Annotated in this window: 10 protein-coding genes; 7 read left to right on the forward strand and 3 right to left on the reverse strand. The window is 73.0% G+C overall.

Going from position 1 to position 14,009, the window contains the following annotated elements; all coding sequences use genetic code 11:
• The first annotated feature begins 107 nt into the window (after positions 1–107).
• Complete coding sequence (locus D5H75_RS13500) at positions 108–665, forward strand: SecDF P1 head subdomain-containing protein (RefSeq protein WP_119926781.1); 558 nt, start codon at positions 108–110, stop codon at positions 663–665.
• A 106-nt stretch (positions 666–771) separates the two neighbouring features.
• On the opposite strand, the gene D5H75_RS13505 is transcribed toward D5H75_RS13500, so the two are convergent.
• Entirely contained in the window at positions 772–2,151 is a 1,380-nt protein-coding gene (locus tag D5H75_RS13505) for an NCS2 family permease (RefSeq protein ID WP_119926782.1), read from the reverse strand.
• 57 nt (positions 2,152–2,208) lie between these two features.
• The gene (locus D5H75_RS13510; RefSeq protein WP_119926783.1) at positions 2,209–2,454 is read right to left on the reverse strand and encodes a DUF2630 family protein; all 246 of its coding nucleotides are present in this window, start codon (positions 2,452–2,454) and stop codon (positions 2,209–2,211) included.
• 315 nt (positions 2,455–2,769) lie between these two features.
• Here D5H75_RS13510 and D5H75_RS13520 point away from each other — a divergent pair, with 315 nt between their 5' ends.
• Positions 2,770–4,557: a thiamine pyrophosphate-requiring protein gene (locus D5H75_RS13520; protein WP_119926785.1), complete on the forward strand. Its 1,788-nt coding sequence runs from the start codon at positions 2,770–2,772 to the stop codon at positions 4,555–4,557.
• Here D5H75_RS13520 and D5H75_RS13525 read toward each other — a convergent pair.
• Positions 4,517–5,866, reverse strand: coding sequence for a nucleobase:cation symporter-2 family protein (locus D5H75_RS13525; RefSeq protein WP_119926786.1), 1,350 nt, complete (start codon positions 5,864–5,866; stop codon positions 4,517–4,519). The genes D5H75_RS13520 and D5H75_RS13525 overlap by 41 nt on opposite strands.
• Positions 5,867–6,007: 141 nt before the next feature.
• On the opposite strand from D5H75_RS13525, the gene D5H75_RS13530 reads away from it, so the two are divergent.
• From D5H75_RS13530 to D5H75_RS13550, 5 genes are all read left to right on the forward strand, one after another.
• Positions 6,008–7,459, forward strand: a complete 1,452-nt coding sequence (locus D5H75_RS13530) for a PucR family transcriptional regulator (RefSeq protein ID WP_119926787.1) — start codon at positions 6,008–6,010, stop codon at positions 7,457–7,459.
• A 610-nt stretch (positions 7,460–8,069) separates the two neighbouring features.
• Positions 8,070–9,410, forward strand: coding sequence for a helix-turn-helix domain-containing protein (locus tag D5H75_RS13535; protein WP_119926788.1), 1,341 nt, complete (start codon positions 8,070–8,072; stop codon positions 9,408–9,410).
• Between the two features lie 66 nt (positions 9,411–9,476).
• Positions 9,477–11,177, forward strand: coding sequence for an AMP-binding protein (locus D5H75_RS13540; RefSeq protein ID WP_119926789.1), 1,701 nt, complete (start codon positions 9,477–9,479; stop codon positions 11,175–11,177).
• Between the two features lie 40 nt (positions 11,178–11,217).
• Entirely contained in the window at positions 11,218–11,844 is a 627-nt protein-coding gene (locus D5H75_RS13545) for a copper resistance CopC family protein (RefSeq protein ID WP_119926790.1), read from the forward strand.
• 1 nt (position 11,845) lies between these two features.
• Entirely contained in the window at positions 11,846–13,852 is a 2,007-nt protein-coding gene (locus D5H75_RS13550) for a bifunctional copper resistance protein CopD/cytochrome c oxidase assembly protein (protein ID WP_119926791.1), read from the forward strand.
• Positions 13,853–14,009 lie beyond the last annotated feature (157 nt).

The following is a 14,009-nucleotide window of genomic DNA, read 5'->3' on the forward strand; positions in this document are numbered from 1 at the left end:
GCCCGGCCGTGTGCCATGCGCACGGCGCGAAGGAACGGCCGATGATCGCGACGAGGTGTAAACCCCGCGGCTACACGCGCGTGACTCACGATCAGTAGGCTCGCCGCGTGCGGAGGGACGAGGCGCCGGGCGGCGCCGACAGAGGGGTCACCGTCGCGCTCCTGCTCGGAGCGGTGGCCGCCCTCACGGTGGCGGTCGTGGTCGCCGTCGTCGCGTTCGTCCTGGCCCGCGACCCCTCCGTGCCCCTGGGAGCCGCGCGGAACACCACGCACGCGCTCCAGACCCCGCTGACGGTCGCCCCGGTCACCGGGTCGTACCCCGGCGCCTGCTCGGGCGGGGGAGCCCCGGACCTGACCGGCGCGACCTGCTACCAGCTCGGCCAGGGCATCACCATCAACGCGGTGGAGAAGATCGCGGTGGAGCCCGCCCAGGGCGGCCACCACAACGTGGTCATCCTCCTCCCGCCGGACGGCCGCGACCAGCTCGCCCGGCTCACCGGCCAGAACGTCAAGCGCAAGATCGCCATCGCCGCCGGGGGCCGCGTGGTCACCGCCGCCACCGTGGACGAGCAAATCGTGACCGGCAACCTCACGATCTCCGGCTCCTTCACCAGGCCCGAGGCCCAGGCCCTGCTCGCCCAGCTCCTCTCCGGCACCGCCTCCTGACCGCACGGCGCGCGCCCGCGGCCTCAGGCCGTACGGCTGCCGCGGGCTCAGGCCGTACGACGGGCGCGCGGCCCGGGGCGTACGGCCGGGGCGTCCCGGCGCCGGGTCAGGTGAAGAGGGCCTCGATGCCGGCGATGGCGAAGAAGGCGACGAAGACCGCGCTGATGGCCCAGAGGAGGACCGGGATCTCGTGGAAGCGGCCCCGGGCGGCCTTGATGAGGGTGTAGGTGAGGACGCCGGCGCCGACGCCGTTGGTGATCGAGTAGGTGTAGGGCATGATCACGATGGTCAGGAAGGCGGGGATCGCCAGGTCCAGCTCGGCCCAGGGGATGTTGCGGGCCTGGGCCATCATGAGGGCGCCCACCAGGACCAGGGCGGGGGCGGCCGCGGCGGCGGGGACTACGGCGGCCAGCGGGGTGAACAGGAGCGTGGCGGCCAGGAGGAGGCCGGTCACGACGCCGGCCAGGCCGGTCCTGGCGCCTTCGCCGACGCCCGCGGCGGACTCGACGAAGACGGTGCTCGCCGAGGCGCTGACCCCGCCCCCGATGACCCCGCCGAGGCCGTCGGCGACCAGGACCCGGCCCATGCGGGGGACCTGGCCGCGCTGGTCCACGAGGCCCGCCTCGTCGCTCACGCCGATGATCGTGCCCATCGCGTCGAAGAAGCCGGACAGCACCAGCGTGAACAGGACGACCACGGCGGTGATCACGCCCGCGCGGGCGAAGCCGCCGAACAGGTCCACCGCGCCCACCAGCCCGAAGTCCGGCGGCGACCAGAGGCTCTCGGGGAGCCGGGGGCGGACCGTGCCCCAGGACTCGTCGGGGACGGGGGCCGCGGCCTCCACGACGATCGCGAGGACCGTGGTGACGATGATGCTGATCAGGATCGCGCCCGGCACCCTCCGGGCGTAGAGGCAGATCATCAGGAGCAGGCCCAGGGCGAACACCACGACCGGCCACCCGGCGATGCGCCCGCCCGAGCCCAGGGCGAGCGGCGTGCCCGTGCCCTTGGTCACGAAGTTCGCGTCCACGAAGCCGATGAGCGCGATGAAGAGCCCGATGCCGACGCTGATGGCGTGCTTGAGGGCCAGCGGGATCGAGTTCATGATCACCGCGCGCAGGCCGCTCACCGCCAGCAGGACGATCACCACGCCCTCCAGCACGACCAGGCCCATCGCCTGCGGCCACGTCATCACCGGGGCGGCCTGGTAGGCCACGACCGCGTTCATGCCGAGCCCCGCCGCCATCGCCAGCGGCAGGTTGCCCGCCAGCGCCATGATCAGCGTGGAGACCGCGGCGGCCAGGGCGGTGACGGTGGTGAGCTGGCTGAGGTCGAGCTTGGCCCCGGTGACGTCGGTCGCTCCGGCCAGGATGATCGGGTTCAGCAGGATGATGTACGCCATCGCGACGAACGTGGTGATCCCGCCGCGCACCTCCCGGGCCACGGTCGTGCCGCGCGCGGACAGCGAGAAGTACCGGTCGAGCACGGGAAACCCCCCACGACGGACGCCGGGGGGCAGCTCCTGCGATTACTGACGGCCAGCCTACTGGAGGTAGTTCTCCACCTCGCCGACCGAACGCGCCGTGGCGTCGTCGGGGTCCTCTCCGGCGTTCTGCCGCGCGCGCCGCCGCCGCAGCAGGTCCCAGGCCTGGTCGAGGGCCATCTCAAGCTGTGTGACGCGGGCCTTCTCCTCCGGGCCGGACAGCTCGCCCCTGGCCCGCCGCTCGCGCAGCGCGTGCTCCTCGTCGACCAGCTCGCGGATCTGCGCGAGGATTTCCTCGTCCTTCATGACGCCCCCGGAACGCGATCGGTTCTCGTCCGCTTCCTATGCCCCCGGCCGCGCCCGCCATGCCTCCCGCCCCTCCGCCGATCCCTCCGCCCGCCGCGTTCCCGCCGTTCGCGCCGCGTTCCCGCCGTGCGCGCCCGCTCCCGCCCGCGACCGCCCGGACCCGGCCGCGCTCGCCGTACGCCCAGGTGGGGCGGCTCCGGTCCGGCCCGAGCGCGGTCAGGAGTTCGCCGGGAAAGCCCAAAGTCCGGTGCATCCCTTTTAAGGGGAGACGAGGTGGTTAGAGGGAGGGCAGGCCAGATCTCGGGAGGCATGACAATGGCACAGACCGTCGCCGACTTCATCCTGCACCGGCTCCGTCAGTGGGGTGTGGAGCACGTCTTCTGCTACCCCGGCGACGGCATCAACGCCCTGGTCTCCTCGCTCGGCGGATCGAAGGGCCCCGCGGTGATCCAGCCGCGGCACGAGGAGATGGGCGCGTTCGAGGCCGTGGGTTACGCCAAGTTCGGCGGCCGGGTCGGCGTCTGCATGGCCACCAGCGGCCCCGGCGCGATCCACCTGCTCAACGGGCTCTACGACGCCAAGCTCGACCGGGTCCCGGTCGTCGCGATCGTGGGCCAGGCCGCCCGCTCCACCATCGGCGGCAGCTACCAGCAGGAGGTGGACCTGCACGCGCTCTTCAAGGACGTGTGCTCGGAGTTCGTGCAGACCGCGATGGTCCCCGAGCAGTTCCCGAACCTGCTCGACCGCGCCATCCGCACGGCGCTGTCCAACCGCTGCCCGACCGCCGTCATCGTCCCCTCCGACCTGCAGGAGGAGGCGTACTCCCCGCCGCCCCACACCCAGAAGAGCGTGCCGTCGAGCGTGCCCGGCTACGTCCGCCCGATCACCACCGCGCCCAGCGCGGAGATCGCCCGCGCCGCCGCCCTGATCAACGCGGGGGACCGGGTCGCGATCCTCATCGGGCAGGGCGCCCGGGACGCCGCGCCCGAGGTGACCACGCTGGCCGAGGTCACCGCCGGCGGCGTCGCCAAGGCGCTGCTCGGCAAGGACGTGCTGCCCGACGACCTGCCGTACGTCACCGGCTCGATCGGCCTGCTGGGCACGCGCCCGTCCTGGGAGATGATGCGGGACTGCGACACCCTGGTCATCGTCGGCTCCAGCTTCCCCTACGCCGACCACTACCCCGAGTTCGGCAAGGCGCGGGCCGTGCAGATCGACGTGGACGCGCGCAACATCGGCATGCGCTACCCCACCGAGGTCAACCTGGTCGGGGACGCGGCGGCCACGCTCCAGGAGCTGATCCCGCAGCTCAAGCGCAAGAAGCACGGCAAGTGGCGCAAGACCATCGAGGCGGGCGTCGCCCGCTGGTGGGAGACGATGGAGATGCAGGCCAAGGTCAAGGCCGACCCCGTCAACCCGCTGCTGGTCTTCCACGAGCTGTCCAGGCGGCTGCCGCACAACGCGATCGTCACCGCCGACTCCGGGTCCGTCGCCGACTGGTACGCCCGCCAGCTCAGGTTCCGCCTGGGCATGCGCGGCTCGCTGTCCGGCACGCTGGCCAGCATGGGCGCGGGCGTGCCGTACGCCATCGGGGCCAAGATCGCCAACCCGGACCGCCCGGTCTTCTCGATGATGGGCGACGGCGCGATGCAGATGAACGGCCTGGCCGAGATGCTCACGGTCAAGCGGTACTGGAAGGACTGGGCCGACCCCCGGCTCATCGTGATGGTGCTGCACAACAACGACCTGAACCAGGTCACCTGGGAGTTGCGCGCCCTGGGCGGCTCGCCCCGCGTCCCGGCCACCCAGGACCTGCCGGAGGTGTCGTACGCGGCCTTCGCCGAGTCGATCGGGCTGGAGGGCATCGCCGTGGACCGGCCGGAGGACGTCGGCCCCGCCTGGGACCGCGCCCTCGCGGCCGGCCGCCCGGTCGTCCTGGACGTCCGCACGAACGCCGACGTCCCGCCGATCCCGCCGCACGCGGACTACAGCCAGATGAAGGACACCGCCGAGGCGCTGCTCAAGGGCGACCAGGACCTGTGGGGCGTCATCAAGGAGGGCGTCAGGACGAAGAGCCGGGAGTTCGTCCCGCACCGCCGCTGAGCCGCGCGGCCCCCAGGTGGTTGAACAGCAGGTTCAGCAGCACCACGGTGATCGACCCGGCCGAGATGCCGCTGTGCATGATGATCTGGAACCACGTGGGGAACCCGTCGTAGATCTCCGGCACGCCGACCGGGATCAGGCCGACGCCCAGGGACAGCGCCACGATCAGCAGGTTCTGGTTGTGGGTGAAGTCCACCTTGGACAGCGTCCTGATCCCGCTGGCGGCGACCGTGCCGAACATGGCCAGCCCGGCCCCGCCCAGCACCGGCTGGGGGACCGCCGCGACGACCGCGCCGAGCACGGGGAACAGGCCGAGCAGCACCAGGATCCCGCCCGCCGCCGCGACCACCCAGCGGCTGCGCACCCCGGTCAGCCCGACCAGGCCCACGTTCTGCGCGAAGGCCGTGTAGGGGAAGGTGTTGAAGACGCCGCCCAGCGCGGTGGACAGCCCGTCGGCGCGCAGCCCGTCGGCCAGCCTGCGGGGACTCACCTCCGACTCGGTGATCTCGGCGACGGCGACGATGTCCCCGGTGGTCTCGGTCATCGACACCAGCATCACGATGATCATCGAGATGATCGCGGCCACCTCGAACGTCGGCGTCCCGAAGTGGAACGGCGTGCTGATCCCGAACACCCCGGCCCCGGCCACCGCCGAGAAGTCGGTGAACCCGAACGGGATCGACACCAGCGTGCCGGCGACGATGCCGATCAGCACGGCGATCCGCGACAGGAACCCCGGCGCGAACCGGTACACGCAGATCACCAGCAGCAGCACGCCGCCCGCCAGCGCGAGGTTGCGCGGCTCCCCGAACGAGGGGGACCCCGCGCCGCCCCCGGCCCACCGCGCCGCGACCGGCATCAGCGACACCCCGATGATCGTGATGATCGTGCCGGTGACGAGGGGCGGGAAGAAGCGCAGCAGCCGGCTGAAGTACGGCGCGACCGCCACGACGAACAGGCCCGAGACGATGACGGCGCCGTAGATCGCGGGCAGCCCGCCGCCGGTCGTCGCGATGAGGGTCATCGGGGCGACGGCGGCGAACGTGCACCCCTGCATCAGCGGCAGCCGCACCCCGAACCTCCAGACCCCCACGCACTGGATCAGCGTGGCGACACCGGAGATCAGCAGGTCGGCGTTGATCAGGTACGCCATGTCGGCGGGCGGCAGCCGCATGGCCCCGCCCACGATCAGGGGCACGGCGACCGCCCCGGCGTACATCGCGAGCACGTGCTGGAGGCCGAGCGCGCCGAGCTGGGGCGCGGGCAGCCGCTGGTCGACGGGATGGACTGCGGGACGGATCTCGGTCATGCGTGTCTCCCGGTGCGCAGGACCCCCGAATCGTGGGACAAGTAGAGCAACGCCCCTGTGCTCTTCATACGGGACGATCTTCCGAACATCCTCCGGATCAGGTGAGCGAAATTTGTAGGTTCATCCAATTACGCTGGTCCCGTGCTGCTGCGTGATCTCATCGACGCCCCCGGGCTGGGCCTGCGCCTGCTGACCGGGGAGGAGCACCTCGACCGCCCGGTCGTCGGCGTGCTGACCACCGACCTGCCCGACCCCAGCCGCTACCTGACGCGGGACGAGCTCGTGCTCTCCGGGCTCATGTGGCGGCAGGACCCCGAGGACGCCGGCCGCTTCGTCGGACTGCTGGTGCGGGCGGGCGTGACGGCGCTGGGCGCGGGCCAGGCCTGGTTCGGCGGCGTCCCCGACGACGTGGTCGAGGCGTGCCGCGACCAGGGGCTGCCGCTGTTCGCGGTGCCCGTCGAGGTCTCGTTCGGCTCGGTCGCGAGCTGGGTCGGCGCCCGGCTGACCGGCGCCCTCGCCCTCGGCCGCCACCGCCGCCTGGTCTCCGCCGTCGCCGGGGGCGCCGGCCTCGCCGAACTGCTCACGCTCGTCTCCACCGAGCTGGGCGTCTCCGCCGCGGTCGTCGCCTCCGCCACCGGCGCCGTCGTCGCCGGCTCCCTGGACGAGGCCGAGGCCGTACGGCTGGCGCGCGAGTTCCGCGCGGCCGGGCGGATGCCGCACCTCTCGCGGGGGCCGTACACCCTCTTCGAGGTGGGGGCGCGCGGCGTGCACCGGGACCTGGGCTGGTTCGTGGCCTGCGCCGGCGACCTGACCCGGGAGCCCGCCGTGAGCACCGGATACGAGCTGGCCGACTGCGCCGCGCTCGAACGGGCCCGGCGCGAGGAGGGCCGCCGGGTCGAACGCCGCCTCGTCGAGCAGCTCCTGGTCGCGGCGGTCCGGGCGGAGCCCGGCGAGCTGGCCGCCCGGCTCCAGGCCTGCGGGCTCGACCCGGCGGAGCCGTACGTCGCGGTCTCGGCGGCGGTGGCCGGCGGGGAGGCCAGGCTGGCCGGGCAGGCGCTGGAGGAACTCCTCGACGTGCCCGCGGCGGTGGGGGCCGACGAGGCGGTGGCCGTGCTCGGCGGGCCGGGCGTCGCCGAACGCCTGCGCGAGGGGGCCGAGCGGCTGGCCCTGGCCGGGCTCTGCGTGGGCGTGAGCACCCGGGCGACCGGCGGCGCGGGGCTGCGCGGCTGCGTCGAGGAGGCCGGGCACGCCCGCCGGCTGGCCGAGTCGCGCGGCGGCGGGGTGGTCACCGGCGACGAGATCTACACGCACGCGCTGCTGCTGGCCACGGTGCCGCAGGACGTGCGCAGGTCGTTCGCCGCCCGGCTGCTGGAGCCGGTGATCCGGTACGACCGCGAACACCAGTCGGATCTCGTGCGCACCCTGGAGGCGTTCCTCGACTGCTCCGGTTCCTGGAACGTCTGCGCCGCGCGGCTGCATATTCACGTGAACACGCTGAGATACCGCGTGCACCGGATCGAGGAGCTGACAGGAAGGGACCTGGGCACGTTAGCGGATCGTGTCGACCTTTTTCTAGCTCTGCGCGCGATGTAGCGAAAAAACGTTATTTCCGCGTCATTCGAAACGGACCGCTCCGTCCCGTGGGGCCGGCCATTCCCTGGTCCCGGATCGGGGTCCCTCGTCACCGCCCCCGGGCGGCGCCGCCGGGGCGGGGCGGGCGCGCGTCCCGCCCGGTCGCGCGGCGGCCGCCGTGGTCCGGCTGGATCGCGGCCCGGATCGCGCCCCGGTTCGCGGACCCCGGCTCGCGGACCCCGGGGAACGGGGGCCGGGAGACCGGACGGAGCCCGCGGGGACCGGTCGCCGCGGGCGGCAGGGGGCTCGGAAGGGTGGACGTGCGAGCCGGATTCCGGAGTCCCTCGCCTTACTCCAGGTCGTGCTCGCGTTTCCCGGATGGTGTTCGCCCGCTCACCCGCTGGGGCCGATCGCCTGACGGGCCCCGTCAGGGCCGCGTGATTCTAGCAGCAGTCCTCGTAGCTGGTCACCGGGGCTCCACTGGCGGACACGGAAGCGCCCATGGCCGTAACATTGAGCCCGACGGCCAGAACAGCCGACACGAACACGGTCAGGGCGGCGAGCCTAAAGCGACGGCGCATCTTTACTCCTTTGCTGGTCGCTGGGTCAGCTCAATCATCAAGAGGCGAGAGTGTCCGGTCAAGATCTCGTAGGTCAGCGAATCAAAACGATGCGTCGCCAGCGTGGATTGTCGCAGGCAGGGCTGGCGCACCCCGAGCTTTCGGACAGCTATGTATCACTGATCGAAAGCGGTAAACGCACACCGACCCCGGCGGTTCTCGAACTGTTAGCCGAAAAACTGGATTGCTCTGTCAGTTATTTGGTGAACGGTGTCACGTCCGAACAGCTTTCCGATCTCCAGCTCGCTCTGCGTTACGCCTCGCTCACGCTGGAGAACGGCGAGGTCGAAGAGGCGCGGCGCCGTTTCGCCGAACTGCTGGACGACGACATGCTGGGCGGCCTGCCCGATCTCCTGGAGCAGGCCGAGTACGGCTACGCGCTCGCCCTGGAGGCGTGCGGCGACCTGCGCGGCGCGATCGAGCGGCTGCAGCGGCAGTTCGACGCCTACTACGGCCGGGCCGCGGCCGGGGACGAGCCCGCGCAGCCGCCGCAGCGCGTGGACGGCGCCGAGGCGGAGCGCCGCATGCGCATCGCGGTGGCGCTGTGCCGGTGCCGCCGCGAGGCCGGCGACCTGACCGAGGGCGTGCGCGCCGGCGAGCACGCCATGGCGGTCGAACTGGCCGGCGGCTGGAGCGACCCGCTCGTCGAGCTGGGCGCCACGCTGGCCAGCGTCTACCACAAGCGGGGCGACCAGCTCCGCACGATGCAGCTCGTCGGGCAGCTCCTGGAGGCCGCCGAGGAGCTGGGCACGCACCGGGCCCGCGTCGCCGCCTGCTGGAACGCCGCCACGCTGGACGAGGACCCGGCCGGCGGCGAGAGGATCATCGCGCTGGCCGAGCGCGCGCTGGCGCTCCAGGCCGAGACCGGCGAGGTGCGCAACCTGGCCCGGCTCCGGCAGGCGTACGGCAAGCTGCTGCTGCGGGTGCGTCCCGACGAGCCCGAGCGGGCCCGCGACGTGCTGGCGGGGGTGGAGCGCGAGCTCGCGGAGACCTCGGCGAGCGCCGCCACCCGGGCCCGCTGCTCCGTCGAACTGGCCAAGGCGGAGCTGGCCGTGGGCGAGCCCGAGCACGCGCTGCGGTCGGCGCAGAAGGCGGTCGAGCGCGCCGACGCGATCGCGCCGGTGATCCGGGCCGACGCCTACATCGTCATGGCCCGCGCGCTGCTGATGCTGGGCAAGGGCGAGCTGGCGGCCGAGGCCGCGGCCAACGCGGGCGGCGTGCTCCGGGACGTCCCGCCCTCCCGGCCGTGCGCCCAGGCCTGGCTGGACCTGGCCGAGACGCTCGACCTCATGCGCGACCACACCGCGAGCACCGAGTCGTACCAGCGGGCACTGGCCTGCGTCGGGCTGTGACCGCCCGCTGATCGCTGATCGTCTCCGCCCCTTGATGGCCAAGCGGTTGCTTGGTTTGCTGGGGGCATGGGGACGATCTCGGAGTTGCTGCTCGCCCGCGACGGCGACGACCGCACGGGGTTGTTGTTCGAGGACGAGCGGTACACCTGGGCCGAGGTGGTCGCCCAATGCCGCCGCCGGGCGCGTCTCGCGCGCGAGCTGCGCCCGGCCGGGCGGCCGTTCCACATCGGCGTGCTGCTCGACAACACACCGGAGTACCTGTTCTGGCTGGGCGCCGCCGCGCTGTCCGGGGCCGTCCTCGTCGGCGTCAACCCCACCCGGCGCGGGGAGGAGCTGGCCCGCGACATCCGCCACACCGACTGCGGCCTGATCGTCACCGACGTCGTCGGCGCGCGCCTGCTCGACGGCCTCGACATCGGCGTCCCCGCCTCGCGCGTCGTGACCGTCCCCGGCCTGGCGTCCCCGCCGCCGGACTCGCCCGGGGCGTACGGCCCGGCCGTGCGGGACCGGCCCGTCGCGGGGGACCCGGGCGGGCTCACGCCGTACGGCGCGGACGGGGAGGCGCCGGGGCCCGGGGACACGCTGATGCTGACCTTCACCTCGGGGTCCACGGGCGCGCCGAAGGCGGTGATCTGCACCCACGGGCGGCTGGCGGCGATCGCGGAGACCGCCGGGAACCTGTTCGGGATCACCCGGGACGACGTGGTCTACGTGTCGATGCCGCTGTTCCACGGCAACTCGGTGATGGTGTGCGTGGCCCCTGCGCTGCGGGCCGGGGCGGCGATCGCGCTGCGCCGCCGGTTCTCGGCCTCGGGGTTCCTGCCGGACGTGCGCCGCCACGGGGCCACGTTCTTCAGCTACGTGGGCCGGGCGCTGGCCTACGTGCTCGCGACGCCCGAGCTGCCCGACGACCGGGACAACCCGCTGGTCCGGGGGTTCGGCACCGAGGCGAGCGCGCGCGACATGGCCGAGTTCGAGCGGCGCTTCGGCTGCCGGATCATCGAGGGGTACGGCTCCAGCGAGGGGACCATCGCCATGAACAAGGCCCCCGGGACGCCGCCGCAGGCCCTCGGGCTGCCCCGCGCCGGGCAGGACGTGGCGATCATCGACCCCGAGACCGGCAAGGAGTGCCCGCGCGCCGTGTTCGACGCGAACGGCGCGCTGCTCAACCCGGGGGAGGCCATCGGCGAGATCGTCGGGCGCAACGTCGCCTCGGCGTTCGAGGGTTACTACAAGAACCCCGAGGCGGAGGCCGTACGGCTGCGCGACGGGTGGTACTGGAGCGGGGACCTGGGCTACCGGGACGAGGCCGGGTACTTCTACTTCGCCGGGCGCGACGCGGACCGGCTGCGGGTGGACGGCGAGAACTTCGCGGCCGCGCCGGTCGAGCGCATCCTGGCGCGGCACGCCCCGGTGGTGATGGCGGCGGTGTACGCGGTGCCGGACCCGCGCACCGGGGACCAGGTCATGGCCGCCCTGGAGCTGCGCGGAGGGGCGTTCGACCCGGCGGCGTTCGCCGCCTTCCTGGCCGAGCAGCCGGACCTGGGCACCAAGTGGGCGCCGAGGTTCGTGCGGATCGTGGACGCGATGCCGCTGACCGCGAGCAACAAGGTGGACAAGAGGCCCCTGCGCGAGGCGGGGCTCGCCGGCGCGATCTGGTGGCGGCCGGGCCGCGGCGAGGGTTACCGGCCGTTCACGGCGGAGGACCGGGCGGCCCTGTCCGCCGAGTTCGAGGCACACGACAGGGGCGCCCTCTGGCGTGGGTAGCCTTGGGGGTGCCCCGAATCCGCCGACTCCCATTGGACCCATGAGATCTCTGCGCGCCGGCGTCGTCGCCGTGTTCATCCTGCTCACCACCTTCGTCCTCGGCACCGGGACCGCTCTGGCGCACGACCGCCTCAAGAGCAGCAACCCCGCGAAGGACGCCTCCGTCGAGAAGGTCGAGAAGGTCGAGCTGGTCTTCAGCAACACCGTCCGGCTGCCGACTGTGATCGTCAGCGACGCCGACGGCAAGCGCTTCGAGAGCGGTCCGGCGGAGACGGACAAGGAGACGGTCACCCAGGCGCTCAACGGCGCGCTCCCGCCGGGCAAGTACAAGATCGCCTACCGGGTGGTCTCGTCGGACGGCCACCCCATCGAGGGCGTGATCCCGTTCACCGTGATGGGCATCGCCGGCGGGCCGCTGCCGGGGTCCTCGGACTCCGCGAGCCCGGCCGCCTCGCCCACCCCCGAGGACTCCCAGGCCCCCAGCGCCGCCCCCTCCGCCCCCGCCTCCACCCCCGCTCCCGCCCCGACGGCGACGGCGACGCCCGCCGCCGGGAAGTCCTCCGCGGGCAGCGGCCTGACCTGGTGGTGGGTCGGCGCGGGCCTGGTGGCCGGAGTCGGCCTCGGCCTGCTCTTCAGCTTCCGCAAGAAGAAGGATCCCCGTGCCTGACATGAAGGTCCCGAAGCTGGTCGCCGGCGGCGTGCTCGCCGCCACGGCCGGCTTCGTGATCGCCTTCTACGCCGGCGGTGAGGCCACCCCGACGCTGATCCCCGGGCTGCCCGACCCCGGGCCGCTCACCCACTGGGGCCTGCCCGTGACCCGGCTGGCCATGAACGCGCTGGCCGTGCTCACCGTGGGCCTGCTCCTCACGGCCGCGGCGCTCCTGCCGTCCGACAAGGGCCTGCTCGGCCGCTCCGCCCAGGCGTACACCATGGCGGCCTCCTGGAGCGCCGCCGCCTGGGCCGGGGCCGCGGCCCTCACCCTGGTCTTCACCACGTCCGAGATCCTCGGCGAGCCCGTCACGCAGTTGTCCGCCGAAGAGCTGCGCAACACGGCGACCACGGCCTCGCAGGGCGTCGGGCTCACCCTCGTCGTGCTGTTCGCGCTGGCCGTGGCCATGTTCGCGCGCGGCGCGATCACCGCGGGCATGGCCGGGGGGCTGCTCGTCGCCTCGCTCGTCACGCTGCTGCCCCCGCCCCTGACCGGGCACTCCTCCTCCTCGCCCAACCACGGCCTGGCCACGACCGGCGTCGCGCTGCACATGGTCACGCTGGCGCTGTGGGTCGGCGGCCTGCTGGTCGCCTGCTACCACGCCTGGCGGTCCGCGCCGCAGCTCGACGTCGTCGGCGAGCGGTTCTCGCGGATGGCGTTCTGGTGCTTCATCGGCGTCGGCGTCAGCGGCCTGTTCTCGATCATCGCCCGGCTCGAGTCGCCCGACGCGCTCGTGACCACCGACTACGGCCGGCTCGCGCTGGCCAAGATCGTGCTGTTCGGCGTGCTGGGCCTGGTCGGCCACTTCCACCGCGAGCGCACCCTGCCGCGCCTCGCGCAGGGCCGCCCCCGCGCCTTCGCCAGGCTGGCCGCGGGCGAGACGCTGCTGATGGCCGCCACGGTCGGCGTCGCCGTCGCCCTCGCGCGGACCGAGCCGCCGGACATCCCGCTGTCCCCGAGCGCCGCCTTCGAACTGCTCGGCTACGAGCTGCCGCCGGAGCTGACCGTCGGGCGGCTGATCACGCTGTGGTGGTTCGACCTGTTCTTCGCCACCGTCGCCGTCGTGCTCGGCGCGCTGTACGCCGTGGGCGTGGCCCGGCTGAGGCGCCGCGGCGACCGCTGGCCCTGGGGCCGTACGATCTCCTGGTTCATCGGGCTGCTGATCCTGGTCATCGCCACCCAGAGCGGCGTGGGGCGCTACGCCAAGGTGCTGTTCAGCGTGCACATGGCCGAGCACATGGTGCTGTCCATGCTCGTGCCGATCTTCCTGGTGCTCGGCGCGCCGGTCACCCTGGCCCTGCGCGCGATCAGGCCCGCCGCCCGGCGCGGCGACCGCGGCCCGCGCGAGTGGATCACCGCGATCCTGCACAGCCGGGCCGTGAAGGTGATCGCCCACCCGATCGTCGCCACCTCCGTGTTCGTCGTGAGCACCTACGCCCTCTACTTCACGCCCCTGTTCGAGGGGGCGATGGAGGAGCACGTGGGTCATCTGGTGATGTCGACGCACTTCCTGCTGAGCGGGTCGCTGTTCTTCTGGGTGCTGATCGGGGTGGACCCGAGCCCGCACCGGATCCCGTTCATCGCCAAGCTGCTCACGCTGTTCGTCACGATGCCGTTCCACGCCTTCTTCGGCATCGCCGTGATGAGCATGGGCGGGGTCATCGCCTCCCGGTGGTACGACCAGCTCGGCCGCGCCTGGGGCGCCTCCGGCCTGGACGACCAGAAGACGGGCGGGGCGATCGCCTGGGGGTTCGGCGAGATCCCGACCCTGCTGGTGATCGTCGCCCTGGTCTACCAGTGGGCCCGCGACGACCAGCGCCAGGCCCGCAACCGCGACCGGCGCGCCGAGAAGGCGCTGGCCGTCGCCGCGCCCGACGACGTCACCACCGGCGACTCCGAGCTCGACGACTACAACGAGTACCTCGCCAAGCTCAACAAGGAGGGCCGCCGCCCGGCCGAGCAGTAGCGCCGCGCGGCGGTCCCGCCGCGATCGCCTGAGGCGGGCCCGCGGTGATCGCCCGCGGCGGGCCGCCGTGCCGTACGGCGCCCGCCGGGACCGCTCACCGGCCTTTGGGATTCGGGTGGCGCTTCCGGGCGCAAACGCCGGGTGATCTCGTATAACG

The sequence above is a fragment of the Bailinhaonella thermotolerans genome (assembly GCF_003594875.1).
Taxonomy (GTDB): domain Bacteria; phylum Actinomycetota; class Actinomycetes; order Streptosporangiales; family Streptosporangiaceae; genus Bailinhaonella; species Bailinhaonella thermotolerans.

Bases quoted from the DNA above. Each gene is read 5' to 3' on its own strand.
- D5H75_RS13550 (WP_119926791.1), top strand. From the start codon at position 11,846: ATGAAGGTCCCGAAGCTGGTCGCCGGCGGCGTGCTCGCCGCCACGGCC.
- D5H75_RS13510 (WP_119926783.1), bottom strand. From the start codon at position 2,454: ATGAAGGACGAGGAAATCCTCGCGCAGATCCGCGAGCTGGTCGACGAG.
- D5H75_RS13545 (WP_119926790.1), top strand. From the start codon at position 11,218: ATGAGATCTCTGCGCGCCGGCGTCGTCGCCGTGTTCATCCTGCTCACC.
- D5H75_RS13540 (WP_119926789.1), top strand. From the start codon at position 9,477: ATGGGGACGATCTCGGAGTTGCTGCTCGCCCGCGACGGCGACGACCGC.
- D5H75_RS13525 (WP_119926786.1), bottom strand. From the start codon at position 5,866: ATGACCGAGATCCGTCCCGCAGTCCATCCCGTCGACCAGCGGCTGCCC.
- D5H75_RS13520 (WP_119926785.1), top strand. From the start codon at position 2,770: ATGGCACAGACCGTCGCCGACTTCATCCTGCACCGGCTCCGTCAGTGG.